The sequence below is a fragment of the Bacillus cereus group sp. MYBK15-3 genome (genome assembly GCF_051916765.1).
In the GTDB taxonomy this organism is placed as follows: Bacteria; Bacillota; Bacilli; order Bacillales; family Bacillaceae_G; genus Bacillus_A; species Bacillus_A cereus.
This window is the reverse complement of the sequence record NZ_JBQAHG010000004.1, coordinates 178,595-194,498: the sequence shown is the minus strand read 5'-3', so window position 1 is coordinate 194,498 and position 15,904 is coordinate 178,595. Positions and strand designations below refer to the sequence as shown.

Sequence of the window (15,904 nt, the reverse complement as noted above, 5' to 3'; positions counted from 1 at the left end):
ACGAATAGCGGATTCCTAATAAGAGTAATAATAAAAACTAACATAAAATTTAAGAAAAATTTTATATTTACCCCACTTTTTATTTTAAAAGTTTTTCCTATCCTATAAACAAGTTACATCAAGGAGGAGACTGAAAATGAAGGAGTGGGGATTTTTTATTTTTAGTATATCCCCTATATTCGAAGACAAAGTAGAAGATTAAATATATGAACAAAGTACTGGTTCTTAAACTATATTCTAAAATAATAGATGAAAATGTAAAGTTAGGGGATTCCACATGCATACAGGAGTTTTGATTAGTTATTTGTATACGTATTTTTTCACTATAATTTTTTGTGTTTTGTTTCAAATTAGATTTTATTTTAAAGCGAAAAGAAACATATCTATTCGGCATTTTCTATGGGTATATGTTTTTCTATTCTATCTTTCGCTAGTGTATAAGGTGACGCAAATCGCGACTGTATGGGATATAAGTAGATATGAAACGTGGATTCGTGTAAGTCAAATCAACTTGACTCTATTTGATACGGCAGGTAGTACGACGTATCTTTTAAATATTGTACTGTTTATGCCGTTCGGCTTTCTATTACCGACTATTTGGCCGCAGTTTAGAAAAATGAAAAACACCGTATGCGCGGGATTCCTTTTTTCATTGGCAATTGAGTTAAATCAATTACTAAATAATAGAATTACAGATATTGATGATTTATTTACGAATACCCTTGGGGCGATAGTTGGGTATGTATTATATAAAGTATTATATACAGCGTTATTTAAATTGATATTGAAAAGAGAGGAAAAAGAGTTTGATACGAACTCTCCTTTAGTCATAAAATACGAGGCTGTTTTTTGTTTAGTGTGTTCATTTGTAGGTGCAATGTTAATTTATCATCCAGCTTTATTTGGAAGACCTGTAATCATCCAGTGAGGTAATTACGAATTTCTTTTGAACGCTCGTGCGATATTTCAATTTGTAAAAAGCCTTTAACTTGTTATAGTTAAAGGCTTTTATCATCATAATTTTTACTTACCAATTACCCACTCTAACATCCACCTTCAACCACTTCACCCAATCCAAATCCTCTACCTTAAGCAAACTAAGCGAAACACCCTTCATATCTAAAGAAGTTAACAGCGTACCAACCTTTACGAATATCACTTGTAAACCTTCAAGTTCACACAAACGGCGAATGTCGTTTGCGAAAATGTATTGTTCCATTAATGGAGTTGCACCGAGTCCATTAATGAGGATAGCGAAGTTGTCTTCTTTTCTCCAGCGATAAATGCTTTTTAGTTTGTTCATTAGTTCGATCGCTAATATTTCAGAAGAGGATAGTGCTTCTTTACGGTAACCTTTTTCGCCATGGATGCCGACGCCATAAAACACTTCATCGTCATTTAATGTGAATGAAGCTTTTCCTTTTACTGGATCGTTGGCAGGGGAAAGGGCAACTCCTAATGTGTGTAAGTTTTCAGTGATAGAACGGCCAAGTGTTGTTAGTTCTTCTAGAGAATGGCCTTCAAGAGCGGCTGCACCAAGTATTTTTTGAACGAAAACAGTACCAGCGACGCCGCGTCTTCTTTTATTAAAAGAAGCATCATCTTCAATTGAAACGTCGTCATTTACGATGATGTGGTCAATTTTTCTTCCTTCTTCTTTAGCGATCTGCTCAGCCGCTAGAAAGTTCTCAACGTCATCTTTAAAGTTTTTAATGATAAATAAAATACTTTTATCTTTTGGCATGAGGCGAGTAGCCGCTACAATTTGTTCCACTGTAGGCGGAGTGAAAATGCTGCCGTTTACTGCCGCTGTAAGCATACCTATTCCTACATAGCCAATATCAGCGGGTTCATGTCCGCTACCACCGCCGCTTATAATCGCGACGTTTTGCTTTAGTTTTTCGATATCTTTTACATAAATGATGTTATTTGTTTCGTCGTAATTTACTTTGTCGTTATGTTCAAAATAAAAGCCATGCAGCATATCTTGAACGATATTTTGTACATCATTCATAATCTTTTTCATTGCTTTTGCCACCCTTTAATTACTTTGCTGATTGCTCCAGTAATAGTAGTAATTGATTGTTTATCATATTTTTTATGAGAGAAGACATAATGGAAGGATCTACTTCGCACTTGCTTTCAATCCAATCTTTTATTGTTCCAACGAAGCCGTGACTATAAAAGGAGGCGATCGTATTTTTTGTCTCATTAGAAAGGCTGAATCCACAGCTTACAGATAGTTCATCAATAATCTTCATATATAAGTTTTTCGTATGCTCAAATAAATAGTGATTAAACGAGTTTTGCTCAATGACTTTAAAAGCATTTCGGTAAAATTTTTGATTTTCATAAAAGTAATCAAATAATAAATCGAAAATGTTTTCCCATGTTTCATAATCGAGAAAGTCGATAATGTTTTCCTTCGTTTCTTCTCTATAAATCCAGCTTAATAGTTCAAATTTATCTTTAAAATGATAATAAAAAGTTTGCCTACGCATTTGACAGTGTAACATAATATCGCTCACTGATATTTTATGAAACGACTCTGTTTCCATTAAATATTTCAATGAGTTCGCGATTATTTTTTTAGAAATTATAGAAGAGGTCATCTGAATCATCCCTAGAATGTTAGTAATATAAAAATCCTATCCATAAATGAGAGCGGTGTCTTTAGACAGATTGTCCATTTTGTCCGTTTACTATAAAACGCTTTCATTTTAACATGGATAGTAAGAAGAAGATTTCAAATATATCACAATATATTAAAGGAATTGAGGGATAATCACAATGAAAAAGATTATAAACAAACCAGAAACATTAGTAATGGAAATGTGTAACGGAATGGTTATGGCTCACCCAGAGCTTGAACTTTTGAAAAAATATAAAGTTATTAAGAAGAAAGAAATGAACGAAAACAAAGTAACGTTAATTAGTGGCGGCGGTAGTGGCCATGAGCCGGCACATGCAGGATTAGTCGGAAAAGGAATGTTAGATGCGGCGGTGTGCGGAGATGTGTTTGCGTCACCTTCACAAATTCAGGTATATCAAGCAATTAAAGAAACAGCTAGTAAAAAAGGTACGTTATTAATTATTAAAAATTATAGCGGCGATATTATGAATTTCAAAAATGGTGCGCATTTAGCGACGGAAGATGGAATTGAAGTCGACTACGTAAAAGTGGACGATGATATTGCGGTAGAAGATAGTCTGTATACAGTAGGACGCCGCGGCGTTGCAGGAGTTATTTTAGTTCATAAAATTGCCGGCGCAGCAGCGGAAGCAGGTATGGATTTAGGAGCGGTAAAAGCTGTAGCGGAAAAAGCCGCTGCTAACGTGCGCACAATTGGTTTAGCGTTAACGTCTTGTACAGTTCCAGCGAGCGGATCACCTACTTTCACACTTGCGGAAGATGAAATGGAATACGGCGTAGGTATTCATGGCGAGCCAGGAATTAAACGTGAAAAAATGTTGTCAGCAGATGAACTAGCGAACCGTATGACAAATGATCTTGTAAAAGATTTAGGAGTAAAAGATGGCGAGGAAATCGCACTTCTAGTTAACGGTTTTGGCGGAACACCACTGCAAGAACTTTACTTATTTAACAACGCCGTTACGAGAGAACTAGCTGCAAGAAACATTAAAATTAATAGAGTATTCGTCGGTAACTATATGACAAGTATTGATATGGCTGGTATGTCTTTAACGGTAATGAAGTTAGATGAAGAGCTAAAAACATTACTATCAAAAGAATGTAATACACCAGCGTTTAAAGTAGATGGACCAGTTGAAAGTGTAGAGTATGTAAATGTACTTGAAGAAACAGAAGAGAAGGAAGTTTCATTTGAACTAGAAACGGCGGAAGAACACGCTGTTATTAAAGATAATGTCATTACATTAAACAACATGATTTATCTCGTTGATAAAATGAGCGATATTATCATTAAAAATGAAGTACCGTTCTGTGAGTTAGACACGCACGCTGGTGACGGCGACTTCGGAATGAGTGTAGCAAAAGGATTTAAGCAATTAAAACGTGAGTGGCATTCTATTGTAGATCAAGAGAACGTAACAATCGGATCATTCCTTGACGGTTGCTCCATGATCATTATGGAACATTGCGGCGGCGCATCTGGTCCAATTTGGGGCGGTGCATTCCGCGCAGCTAGTAAAGCAGCAGGCGAGAAGCGTGAGTTAACAGTGAAAGAATTCGCTGAAATACTGCAAGCAGCACTGCAAGGCATCCAATCTATCGGTGAAAGATCATTCGGTAGAGGAGCAGTAGTTGGTGACAAAACACTTGTTGACGCACTTGCTCCATGTGTAGATTCTTGGTTAGATAGCGCCTCAAACGAAGTAGACGTAAAAACTGCCTTTGAAAAAGGAGCAGAAGCAGCGGTCAAAGGAGCAGAGTACACGAAAGAAATCGTAGCTCGCATGGGCCGCGCTGGTACAGTTGGCGAAAGAAGCTTAGGATATCCAGATGCAGGTGCACATGCGCTTGGAGTTATCTTTACGGAGATTGCGGGTAGTTTGAAATAGGAATGAGAAAGTCCCTCTGTCTTAAGGCGGAGGGATTTTTATATAGTTGATATGTAGAAGACTTCTTTCGGTGCTCTCCCTGTAAAATATGAGTTTGTTACTATTTTTGATAAAATCTTATTTCAAAAATACAACTAATATTTCTCAACATTAATATATTGAAAATAGTTAGAATATTTAAGATAATCATTTGTGAAGAAGTAAATTATAAAAAAAGGGGGAATTTATTTTGTTACGTCGTTTATCTATTTGTACAGTACTAACAGCTTTTATATTTACTTTATTTACATTTAACGGCTCTGCTTTCGCGGCTACGAATACTACTGAAAATGAAACAGTAGTAGCAGCTTGTGCAAAGGGAGGTACGGTAGGTGTATATGGTGCAAAGATGCGCAGTGGTTATACTGTCGATTCACCTGTCTTACATACATTTAATGATGGTACGAAAATTACTGGAACATGGGTAACTGGTGAATATGTTCAAGGTCATTACAGTAATTCTAAACAGTGGTTAAAAGTTACATATAAAGGGATGACAGGTTATGTATCCCATACAACACTATATAACGTTTGCTCATAAAACTATGTACCATAATAGCTTTGGATATATTGAGCTAATCTCTTCTAGAGATTAGTTCTTTTTATCTCTTAGTTTTTAATGGGGCATTTTTTGAAAAAGACCAACGATTCATTAAATCGATGGTCTTACGTTTATATAGTATTCATTTGTATCTATATCAAATTTTTCATTGCTTTTTGCTTATTTCAGATTTAGTTTGTTTGTGATTGCAGCTTATCAATTTTCCAGTATGTTTGTAGAGGGTCTAAAGAGCTTTCAATATAAAACATATATTCATCTGCGGTACGTGGTACTTCAAAAGCTATTTTCAATTCTACCGTTTCATTTGGTTTAACTTGTATATCAGAAGGGTTTTGATCAAGCACCTTTCCTTTATAGATCTTTCCGTCTTTTTCATCTTTTAAGTTATATTTTAATTCTGATAATCCAATCGTTTGACCTCGTACATTTTTTACAGAGACATTAACAATGACGGAATCGTTGCTAGCATTTAAATATGCACTTTGAACAGCGGTCAAGTAATAGCCTCCCTTAACACTCTCACCAACTAATAAAATACCTTGTTCCAAGCGGCTTATCTCTTCTTTTTCTTCAAAATTTATTAATTCTTCATTTTCATTTTTTGCGGTTGGTTCTTCTATTGGACCATTTTCAACGGCACTATCTGTTTTATCTTGTGTGCAAGCAGCCGTAATACTGACTAATACTAGAATGAAAGTAAGTAATATAGATAATTTTCTCATAAAATTTATCTGTCTCCTTAAGTTTCTCAATTTTGTGCAGCTATACATATAAGATTAACATAATGTCTCATTATTGGCTCAAAATAGGGGATCTTTTAGACATCTTATTCTTTTTACTTTTAATATACATTCGATTGGTTCTCGCGATATTTGTTAATCTTTTAAAACATTGGCTTAGTAATACCAAGGGTTATTATAAATATATTAATTACATAATTTGTCCATATCAAAATGAACGTTTTTTGCATTTAATATATTGTAAATATATTTTATTTTGGAAGGATCTGATTATATGGCTCATAAATCTACTGGAGTGTTTCGAGTTCCAGTTTCTGAAAATGGGATTATTCCAACTGCTCTCAACATTATGTTAAACAATGATTCACGCTGCCATACTAGTAATGTAACGGTAACTGTTAAGAGAAGTCGAAACACCTTTTTCCCAACTCAAAATGAATTAGTTGAAATCTCTCGTACTTTTGTTTCTTTAGAACCAAACAGAACAACTAAGATTGTGTTGTTTACTCCAGAATTTCAAGTAGAAGATTTCCTTGATGTCATCATTAGTGGAAATAAAGAGGATGTTAAGGATGTTCTTGTATATTCTTTCTTAGCAGATTCAGTAGGTCACAATCTGCCATCTACTGTTTTCAGAAATGCAGAATACACTTTTGCTTGCTGACACTGTGATAATGTATTCTTTACTGTCGTATATCTAAATTGAAATGTTACAAGTAGCACTTCACGGCATACAATCTATCGGTGAAAGATCGTTCGGCAGAGGAGTGGTAGTTGGTGAAAGAAGTTTAGGATATCCAGATACACATGCGCTTAGGGTACCTTTACAGAAATTTTGGGTAGCTTGAAATAGAAATTAGAAGATCCCTTCTACCTTAAGGTGGAGGGGTTTTCTTAATATTATTTTTTGATATATATTGCTAAGTATGTTCCAATAATTCATTCTATTGTATTGAGAATAATGTCATCTACATCAAAAAAACGGCTTATAAAAGGAACTAGTATTTGAGGTGGGTTTATTAACGAATTTTATATATAGCATGAATGAAAATGAGATAAATAAAACAATATTCCTTATTATGTTTTTAAAAATTAATTGAGCAGGTCCTTGTAAAAATAAAGAAAAGACACCTAAAGGTGCCTTCCGCCGGCTTAAATTATTTTAATATTATCGATCTAAGTTTAAAAGCTATAAGGATTTTTTCTGTAGGATTTGTAAGTAGTTTTTATGAAATTATGAGTGGTTATTTTTGTTTTCGAAATATTCTTCTTTAATTATTTGTAATTTTTTTTCGTTTTTTGTTAATTCAAATATAAATAATGATTTTCTCATGTTATTAGCAACATCTTCTTCATTATATTGTTTAAGCTTTAATAAATTTGAACCTTTTCCATAGTATAGTTCACCCAATAAGTAAAAAGTATTTAGATTAATAGCTAATTGGATACCCTTATCAATGTATTTTATTGCTTCTTCGTATTGATATGTGTAACTTAAATTTTTTGCTAAATTATAAATGATTTTCAATTTAATTTCTTTATCTCTAGGAAAATCTAATTTGTTAAAATTATTTAAACATCTTTTAAGGATAGTAATACTTTTTTTGTATTCTTTGTTTTCTGCATGAAGTATAGCCATTGTATGTAGAATATCTATTTCTCTCTCTGATAAAAAATCAATATTGGTTACAGTTAGTTTTAGTGCATTATTTAAAAGAGTTAAAGCCACTTTTGTTGAGTTATTCACACAATATATAGCAATTGCTTCATGCCATATTAGAAATTGTTTATCTTCTTTTGTTTGAAAATTATTTGTGTATTTTTCTCTTGTTACTATTTCATAAAGCTCTTTATATTGATGTTGCCTTATGCAATCCCTCATTACGTATTTTACATTTTCTGTATATTTTAATTTCTTGTTTTGAGTTAGTGCAAATATACTATTTGGATCAACACCGAGTCTTTCTGATAATTGATATAACAATATGCTAGATGGATAAATCACACCTTTTTCGATCTTACTAATTTGACTTTGTGAACATATTCCGTGACATAAGTCGGATTGTGATATATTTTTTTTAATTCTAAGTTCTTTAATGGTAATACCCAAATCGTTAAATTCCATTTTTTCACCTACTATTTAGCACTTTATTAATATAAGAACATTCTCTAACCTTAATGTAATGTAAAGTTAATATAGTTGCAATTATTGTTTTAAAGGGCTTATCGTTTCTATAAGATGGTAAGATTTTTTTATGTACAAAAAAGACACTCTAAGGTGCCTTCTTGCGATTTGCTCCATTGTAATATGGTATTGGATGCCAGTCCAATTATTATTTTAACACGTTAAATAGCTTCGGTTATTGAGAAAAAAGACAATTCATTATTTGAATGCAAAAAGTCCTAGGGGGACTAGGACTTTTTGCTAGAATGAATATGATTTAAAAAAGGACTTATATAACGTAACATATGAATGTTTCGTAAATGTATCAAAAAAGTGAACAAAAGCGTTAATTTAAATAAAAAAAGCTCCGCGATAAAAGCTGCGGAGCTTCATAAGGTCGAGTTATGTCGTACTCACAAGGGATTTTAACATGAATGTTGTGGTAAAAATACTGGTAAATTTATCCCGTAAAATCCCGATTGGTTTAACTAATAATCAGTGGGGGATGAATAAAACTCCCACTGATTAAAGTTTCACTTCATTCGAAGGAATTCATGTTTTATAAATTAGATTATGAGAGTTGATATTCTCCATATTGACCAGAAAAGAACTAAAAATTCTAGTGAAATTCCAAGTGTTCGTTTCCTAGTTTTTTGAAATTCTTTTATTAAATAGCCAACAGCACTAATTGCTATAAGAATGAAAAGAATAAGTTCGAGTGTAACTGGCATTTTATCTACCCCTAATACTGTAATTTATTATATAAAGATTATAAGATATTTTTGTGGCTAGTGGTGAAAAATTCAATAGAACTATTTCTAAATGGAGTAAACCTTTCAACGGACCAAGCAAAGGTCAATACAAAAAGTGTTATACAATATACGCATGGAGAGCCGTGGGGCTAAAGAAATATTGGAGTATAAAGAGTTGTTAGATCAAAGGATTATTACAGAAGAAGAGTTCGAAGTGTAGAAAAAAGTAATTATTAGGTATATAGATGAAACGCTCAAATGAGCGTTTTTTTTATTTATATATTCGCAAGTAAAATAACATAATATTACTATGAATCCTTATAACAATATGAATTTTTGCATATTTTAAAATTTAATATATCCCTTAAAAAATTTTAATTGTATAATGTATTTTGTCATATTTTTAGATTTTTCGACATAAACCAACAAAAATAGAGAACGTATTGGGAGAAGACATTATGTACACAAAACTATTAAAATCAATTACATCATTATCACTTATTGGTGGTGCGTTGTTATATACAAATGGCAGTGATGTGAAAGCTGCTGAAGTGGGTGTTTTTTCTGATGTGCCGACATCACATTGGTCATATCCTGCGATTAAAGATTTAGCAAGTAAGAATATTATTTCTGGTTATGGAAATGGGATATTTGGTTTTGGAGATGTTGCGACAAGGGAGCAAGTTGCGGCTTTAATTTATCGAGTGTTAGTACCGAATAAACAAGGCGGTTCGTTTAGTAATGATGGAACTCGTTACGTATTAAAGGATGGATCTACGTTTAAAAATCCTTACGGTGATATTAATCAAAATTCTACAATGTTCCCAGAAGAGGTATTAACTTTAACGAATTTAGGAGTTTTTAAAGGTGATGAAAATGGCCAATTTAGACCGAAAGCTTCTGTGAATCGTGCGGAAATGGCACAAATTCTTACGAATGCTTTCCATCTTGCGGCAAAACAAAAACATACCTTTAAGGATGTTCCAAATCCATTTTGGGCAGAAAATGCAATTAGTGCAGTGCAGTCAAATGGAATCGCAGATGGCACAGGGAATGGGAATTTTGAACCGTATGGCACAGTAACACGTGAACAGTATGCGCAGTTTTTATATAAAACTTTGAAGTATAAAAATGCTGATGTGAAAGATACAGGGGATGCGGCATTATTAACAGCGTTTAAAGAGGAAGTACAAAAGCGTATTAATACATACGAGACAAATATTACACTGCCATATAAAACGAAAAATAATAATACAGACGAAGTGATGAATACACTTTTTAACGCATATAAAGAAGTGGCAAGTAAAAATGAGTATACAAATAATAATAGATCGAATGTTTCATATGGACTTTCTGGATCACCTGGAAATTATACGTTTACGCTTAAGATTACATATCGTGAAACGAAAGAACAGACGGAATATGTCATGAAACAAGCGAAAGCAATCGTTTCTTCTATCACTCAAGTTGGAATGGATGATCACGAAAAAGTGAAGGCGATTCATGATTACGTAGTAAAGCATGTTTCTTATGATACGTCTTATAAAGCTTACACAGCATATGAAGCACTTGTAAATCGTTCTGCGGTTTGCCAAGGTTACGCACTATTAACTTATCAATTATTAAAAGAAGCAGGAATTGAAAATCATTTCGTGACAGGAACTGGGGACGGACAACCTCATGCTTGGAATTTAGTGAAAATCGAAAACAAATGGTATCACCTTGATACAACATTCGATGATCCGGTTCCAGATGAGCAGGGCCGCGTAACGTATTCGTATTTCAATTTATCAGATGAACAAATCGCAAAAAATCATGAGTGGAACCGCGGAGACTATCCGCAAGCGACAACAAATTATTATAGTACACTGACAAATAAAATTGCGGCAGGTAGTAAGAAAACGCCTGCATATCAGCAAATATTAAAAGATACAAAGTTAAACTATCTAGGAAATGAATATATTGCAAATAACTATACTGAATTAAAAAATAAAATGCAGCAACGCTATAGTGCAAAACCAGAGAAAATTGAAGTGTTATACAAGCAATCAATGAATGGTGCACTACAAGATGTGAAAAAGGTAATTGGCGAAATCGATTATCCGCAAGGGGCAAACCGAGTTTCTTATAAAGCGGAGCCGTACAATGCGAAAGAAGGGTATTCTTTAGTGACGATTACGTTTACGTATTAAAAACAACCTAGATCCTATAGGATCTAGGTTGTTTTTTATTATTCTTCGACAAAACATGACAATATACAGATAAATTCTTTGCTACTATGAGATGAGAAATCTTACATTAAAAAAACTGTTTAAAATAACTAATACAGATAGGCGGAAAAAAATGAACCGAAAGTTACTAATGGTATTAACATGCGGTACATTGCTTATGGGAATGGCTGCTTGTAGCTCAAATGAGAAGACTACAACTGAACCAAAACCTAAACAAGAAGAAAAGGTTCAGGAAAAACCGAAAGTTCAAACCATTCAAAAGCAGCAAAAAGATAGTTATGTAGTAAGTGAAGATGAACTCTCTAAAGCAGCACAGTCGATTGGTGAAATCCAAAACGAGCAAACTATAAATGATATGATGATACATATGTCTTTACAAAAACTCACATTCAATGGGAATAATCTTCATGTTTCCGGTACCCGTGATGTAGGGCGATTTCAAATGACGAAAGAAAACATTCAATACTTAAAAAACAACTTAAATGTTATTAATAATGATGAAAAACCAAAATATGAATCTATTCTGAACAAATGGTATGATGGAGAGTTCGAATCTGTAGTTAAAGACTTTGAAGAAATTCATTATTTACGTTCAGGAAAAAAGCAAAGTATGGAGGGATCTAAACTAGCTAAAAAAATTGATAGTGATGAAAAAGAATTTATTCTCCATTTCTTTGGTCAAGAAGGATTAGATATCCATAATAAAGAGTGGAAACAGGGCGAGTTATAGAAGTAAAACTGAATTTCTCTTCACTAGGAAGTACAATGTTTTACGGAACAAAAAAATAATGAAATTCCCTTAAATATAGTCCCATCCGGAGGTTGTCTATACTGAGATTCAATAGATACACAGTAAGGCTTATTTTTCTAGCCATTGGCACAAATGCTGCATTATCTATGTGGATTAAGCAGGGACTTTTAGGTGTCATCAATGCTATTATTTTCTTGTTAACCGCTGCACGGAAGTCCAATACATATTATTAAAATTAAGATGGTTCAAATCGGAGGAAGTCACCTTAGGGTGTCTATTCTTTTTTATAAAAAGAAAATTGTACGTTTAGACGCATTTTAAATACAAAATAACCGATTCCTTATACGTTAAGAAACCGGTTATTTATTCCCCCACTTTTTTAGAGGGCTTTTTCTTATAATGGTCTTAAATGATTGATTTAAGGTTATAAACTTAAATCATAAATAAAATATAGAGTAAAAACTATATACGAAATAAATGTAACGAAAACAAGGAAACATATAAACTGAGAATTAGATACATATTGTTCTATTCTTTTTTTCATGTTAATTCGTATTATTTTTCAAATGTGAAGTATCAATTGGAATTTGAGCTTTCCAAGAACCAATTACTTTTCCAATTCTAGTTATATTTACGTCTAAAGTAAGAGGCTGTTTAAAAACGTCTTTTTCTTCAGTAGTTATAACAAATGTAGCAACACCTTCAGGTCTATCATTATCACGAATGCCTATTTTATCTAACTTTTTACCTGCTGCCATAAGTTCAAAAGGAAGATAATCATCTGAATCATGGATAAATGATAGTCTCCCGTCATTTTTAATCTCAGGGTTTTCCTCTTGTTGCCCATCAATTTTACCATCATTCTCAAGATCTAATCCTGATGTATCAAATTCAAATGGTACTAAACTTCCGTCCGCTTTTTCCATTCTATAATGAACTGATATACGTGAATCTGCGATAAATACTTCTTTGAGATGTACAGTAATACCTTGATCTGTAATTTTTTCATCAATAGGAATATATTTACCATTCTTCATCATATCTTGTGTGATACCATTTTCATCTTTTATTCCTTCATTTACAACCTTATCGTTTGTAACTGCATTAGAAAAATACGAGGCAACATTTGTAGCCGCCACTTGTACTTGTGGAATCATTGCTGCTGTAAAAAGTGCTGCTGCAGCTACTGCTGTATAAATGAAACGTTTTGATTTTTTACTCATGTTTGTAAAGAGTCCCTTCTTTTGTTGTTTTTTGTGATTTATATTAGAAACATTGTCTAACTTGGAACGACTTTCAAATGTTTTCCATGCTTGTTCTATATCAATTTTGATTTCTTGTGGTGAATTTGCAGATTCTACATCTAGCATTACGTTTTCCCATTGATTTAATTTACTAATTTCTATTAATAAATCTTGGCATGCTTCACATGTATCTAGGTGTTTTGTGAATTCCTTTCTTATATCATGAGAAAGTTCTCCATCAATATATGTTTGAATAAACCCGATATCATAACATTTCATTTGTTATGCCTCCTCCATTTGTTTATAAATCTTGCGAAATTTCATTTTGGCTCGGACCAATAATGTTCCAATAGAAGATATTTCAATTTGAAGTACTTCTGCAATTTCTTTATATTGAAAACCAGAGAATTTCATTAGTAAAAGGGTTCGTTCTCGATCATTCATTTTATTTAGTATCGTTTGGACCTTTGTAATTTCTTCTTTTCTTATCCAATCATCGTCTAATGATGAAACATTTTGTACTTCATGGTATTGTATTTCTTTATCAATCTTCGCTTGCTGCCTTTTTTCAGATCGAAAATGGTTATAGGCTACATAAGTAGAAGATTTAATCAACCATCCAGGTATGTTTTCAATTCCTTTCCAATCACTACGATATAATTGTAAAAATACTTCTTGTGCTAACTCTTCAGCGATAGATTGATCTTTAACAATCCAGATGATTTGTTTCACAGCGTAAGCATAGTACTGCTTAAATAAATCTTCAAAGGTCATATCAGAAGCATGACTTTCTTCATTTTCTATGGTTAACATGTTCGTTTAAACCTCACTTTCAATTTGATACCTGTATTATAGAGAAACCAGAAAAACGGATTTTGTGACAGTTTTTCTGGATATTTTTTATTATGTACTAAAAAAGCATTCATCTGATTAAAAAGATAAATGAAAACATAAAAACTATAACTCTTGCAGTAGTTGTCTATTAATGTACAAGAAAACAGTTAGTTTGTTGCCGAATTGTATCTAAACGTACAATTTCACTTCTTCTATTTTCATGAATATGTATAATTACATAAAATTTCAAAGAAAAAGAGAGTATACTTTCATATTGTGTAATAAAGATAAAGCCCGCCTACGGAAATAGGCGGGTTTTTTTTACTTATAAAGAAAAGACAACCTTTAAGGTGTCTTCCTTTTGAAATCTAGGTTGTCCAGTTTGTTTTACTTTGGTGCAATAGCAATATTGTTTGGAATAAAGTTTCACTATATTGCTATTAAACTAAAATATTAAGATTGCACTTAAACGAAATTTATAGCATCGAAGTTCATTTTGGAGGAGGGAATGTAATACTATATTTTTAAAGTATTCGTTACACTTGAACCTCTGCACATTGCGTAGGGCTTTTTTCATGAAGAAAGGACACTCACGTGAGCGTCCTTTCGATAGTTTTTAGCAGAAGCAAGCAGCTCCAACGATGATTAATAAAATAAACAATACAACTAATAAAGCAAATCCTCCAGCGAAACCACAGCCGCCACAACTACCACCAAAGCCCATAATAGTTCCTCCTTTAAATAGGAGGAGAAAAACAAAGGTTCACTCATGTGTTTTAACGGATTCCATTTACTTTATGCTTTTTACGAATAAATGGAGCAGGTCCTTTTTAAAATAGATTTATTCTTAGCAGGAGTTCAAAGGAAAAACAGGAGAATCCATATTATTCTTTAAGAGCGAATAGATAGAAATCCGCTTTTATACCTTTCATTAAAAGAATACTAGCATTATATATTATAAGGAATACTTGTCCTTAATTGTAAATGAAAGGGGGGAATTGATATGAGCTATGGCTATGGTCATCCTCCTGGAAGATGTCATAAACATTACAATGAAACTTTGTCAACGGGTGTATTACGTAGACATTCCGCTACGTTATTTCTTACTGTTGAAGCTATGAATGTTGATCTAGATGATACTCGTAGAGTAACAGTTGAAATGTTTGATTGGTCATCTGGTTCTCCGGTATTGTTACCATTAATAGACCCTTCAACACAAACATTGCCACCTAATCGATATGTTACTTTTCGTTCAGCAGCTCTTCCTCCAGCACTTTTTGCTTATGAAGTAAGAATCATTCGTCCGAAAGATAGAGATGTTGTTACGAATGTTTTTGGTCTTAGTGCAATCGTATTTAATCCACAAGAAGGAAACAATGTTTTACAACATGATTTAGCAAAATTAGACCTTAAATAGATTTTATAAAGGTCTATTTATTGAGCATGATTAAAAAAAGAGTAGGATGTAATCCTACTTTTTTTAACGTTAATTAGAATTTTAAAAGAAATCCTTCATTATTTTAGCATCTTTAATATTCACTATCACACCTTCTACCTTATCTTTCTTCTCATCTTTAGCAATCGTAATTTGCTCCTTATTATCAGCCCACACAAGAAATTCTTCTTTTGAGTCATCTTTATATGTAACAGTAATAGTAGAATGTGCAGATTCTCTCTTTTTTTGATCTAGTGTGATTTGTTTAGGAGTGCCTTTTTGGACTGCTGAAACGATAGATTGTATCATTTTTTCGTTGTCTGTTTGAGATTTGGAAGTAGTATGATTTGTTGTTTTCAGTATTTCAATGTCTGTAATATTAGCGGAATTTAATTGAAAGGTATTTTGTGTATGTTCTTGCTTAACTTGTGAAGCTTTATCTGTAGCCGAGGTGCTTGTACAACCTATTAAAGTGAAAGATAGAGCGGTTAGTGCGCATATAGATATGATTTTTTTCATAGTATCCCTCCTTAAGTTTAATTATATCAATTTTCTGTTAATTTAGGTAGTTATTGTAAGGAGAAGATGTTTTAAAGTGGTAAATGATGAT

At 32.9% G+C, this 15,904-nt stretch carries 15 protein-coding genes and 1 pseudogene; 8 read left to right on the top strand and 8 right to left on the bottom strand.

Going from position 1 to position 15,904, the window contains the following annotated elements; translation table 11 throughout:
• Nucleotides 1–277: 277 nt before the first annotated feature.
• Nucleotides 278–928 (top strand): VanZ family protein, encoded by a 651-nt coding sequence (locus ACTFR8_RS18400; RefSeq protein WP_074595998.1) that lies wholly within the window; start codon nucleotides 278–280, stop codon nucleotides 926–928.
• A gap of 99 nt (nucleotides 929–1,027) precedes the next feature.
• Here the strand turns inward: ACTFR8_RS18400 and dhaQ are convergent, their stop codons facing one another.
• Nucleotides 1,028–2,026, bottom strand: a complete 999-nt coding sequence (gene dhaQ / locus ACTFR8_RS18395; RefSeq protein ID WP_044796018.1) for a DhaKLM operon coactivator DhaQ — start codon at nucleotides 2,024–2,026, stop codon at nucleotides 1,028–1,030.
• A gap of 19 nt (nucleotides 2,027–2,045) precedes the next feature.
• Nucleotides 2,046–2,612 carry a dihydroxyacetone kinase transcriptional activator DhaS gene (gene dhaS, locus ACTFR8_RS18390; protein WP_000204225.1) on the bottom strand — a complete coding sequence of 189 codons (567 nt, stop codon included), beginning with the start codon at nucleotides 2,610–2,612 and terminating at the stop codon, nucleotides 2,046–2,048.
• A 178-nt stretch (nucleotides 2,613–2,790) separates the two neighbouring features.
• Between dhaS and dhaK the strand changes: the two genes are divergently transcribed.
• Both dhaK and ACTFR8_RS18380 read left to right on the top strand, forming a co-directional pair.
• Nucleotides 2,791–4,542 (top strand): dihydroxyacetone kinase subunit DhaK, encoded by a 1,752-nt coding sequence (gene dhaK, locus ACTFR8_RS18385; protein WP_000720743.1) that lies wholly within the window; start codon nucleotides 2,791–2,793, stop codon nucleotides 4,540–4,542.
• A 229-nt stretch (nucleotides 4,543–4,771) separates the two neighbouring features.
• Entirely contained in the window at nucleotides 4,772–5,122 is a 351-nt protein-coding gene (locus tag ACTFR8_RS18380) for an SH3 domain-containing protein (protein WP_000946195.1), read from the top strand.
• A 191-nt stretch (nucleotides 5,123–5,313) separates the two neighbouring features.
• Here ACTFR8_RS18380 and ACTFR8_RS18375 read toward each other — a convergent pair whose 3' ends face one another.
• A complete protein-coding gene (locus ACTFR8_RS18375; protein WP_001228898.1) occupies nucleotides 5,314–5,865 on the bottom strand; it encodes a DUF4352 domain-containing protein in 552 nt (183 codons plus the stop codon).
• Between the two features lie 292 nt (nucleotides 5,866–6,157).
• Here ACTFR8_RS18375 and ACTFR8_RS18370 point away from each other — a divergent pair, with 292 nt between their 5' ends.
• Both ACTFR8_RS18370 and ACTFR8_RS18365 read left to right on the top strand, forming a co-directional pair.
• On the top strand, nucleotides 6,158–6,547 hold the full coding sequence (locus ACTFR8_RS18370; RefSeq protein WP_000940662.1) for a hypothetical protein: 390 nt from the start codon (nucleotides 6,158–6,160) through the stop codon (nucleotides 6,545–6,547).
• A gap of 40 nt (nucleotides 6,548–6,587) precedes the next feature.
• A pseudogene (locus tag ACTFR8_RS18365) lies at nucleotides 6,588–6,674 on the top strand (dihydroxyacetone kinase, ATP-dependent); the annotation flags it as partial.
• A 443-nt stretch (nucleotides 6,675–7,117) separates the two neighbouring features.
• Here the strand turns inward: ACTFR8_RS18365 and ACTFR8_RS18360 are convergent.
• Nucleotides 7,118–8,008, bottom strand: coding sequence for a helix-turn-helix domain-containing protein (locus ACTFR8_RS18360; protein ID WP_000395461.1), 891 nt, complete (start codon nucleotides 8,006–8,008; stop codon nucleotides 7,118–7,120).
• A gap of 1,249 nt (nucleotides 8,009–9,257) precedes the next feature.
• Here ACTFR8_RS18360 and ACTFR8_RS18355 point away from each other — a divergent pair.
• Nucleotides 9,258–10,991, top strand: a complete 1,734-nt coding sequence (locus tag ACTFR8_RS18355) for an S-layer homology domain-containing protein (RefSeq protein ID WP_000288174.1) — start codon at nucleotides 9,258–9,260, stop codon at nucleotides 10,989–10,991.
• Between the two features lie 151 nt (nucleotides 10,992–11,142).
• Nucleotides 11,143–11,760, top strand: a complete 618-nt coding sequence (locus tag ACTFR8_RS18350; RefSeq protein ID WP_001080428.1) for a DUF6241 domain-containing protein — start codon at nucleotides 11,143–11,145, stop codon at nucleotides 11,758–11,760.
• A gap of 566 nt (nucleotides 11,761–12,326) precedes the next feature.
• Here ACTFR8_RS18350 and ACTFR8_RS18345 read toward each other — a convergent pair.
• The 3 genes from ACTFR8_RS18345 to ACTFR8_RS18335 all read right to left on the bottom strand — a co-directional run bounded on the left by ACTFR8_RS18345 (nucleotide 12,327) and on the right by ACTFR8_RS18335 (nucleotide 14,583).
• A complete protein-coding gene (locus tag ACTFR8_RS18345) occupies nucleotides 12,327–13,304 on the bottom strand; it encodes a DUF4179 domain-containing protein (protein WP_000650410.1) in 978 nt (325 codons plus the stop codon).
• A gap of 3 nt (nucleotides 13,305–13,307) precedes the next feature.
• Nucleotides 13,308–13,838, bottom strand: coding sequence for an RNA polymerase sigma factor SigX (locus ACTFR8_RS18340; protein WP_000955505.1), 531 nt, complete (start codon nucleotides 13,836–13,838; stop codon nucleotides 13,308–13,310).
• Nucleotides 13,839–14,475: 637 nt separating this feature from the next.
• Nucleotides 14,476–14,583, bottom strand: a complete 108-nt coding sequence (locus ACTFR8_RS18335) for a YjcZ family sporulation protein (protein WP_000505670.1) — start codon at nucleotides 14,581–14,583, stop codon at nucleotides 14,476–14,478.
• Between the two features lie 279 nt (nucleotides 14,584–14,862).
• Between ACTFR8_RS18335 and ACTFR8_RS18330 the strand changes: the two genes are divergently transcribed.
• Nucleotides 14,863–15,276 carry a hypothetical protein gene (locus ACTFR8_RS18330; RefSeq protein WP_252209849.1) on the top strand — a complete coding sequence of 138 codons (414 nt, stop codon included), beginning with the start codon at nucleotides 14,863–14,865 and terminating at the stop codon, nucleotides 15,274–15,276.
• An 81-nt stretch (nucleotides 15,277–15,357) separates the two neighbouring features.
• Here the strand turns inward: ACTFR8_RS18330 and ACTFR8_RS18325 are convergent, their stop codons facing one another.
• Nucleotides 15,358–15,813 (bottom strand): hypothetical protein, encoded by a 456-nt coding sequence (locus ACTFR8_RS18325; protein WP_000720861.1) that lies wholly within the window; start codon nucleotides 15,811–15,813, stop codon nucleotides 15,358–15,360.
• Between the last annotated feature and the right edge of the window lie 91 nt (nucleotides 15,814–15,904).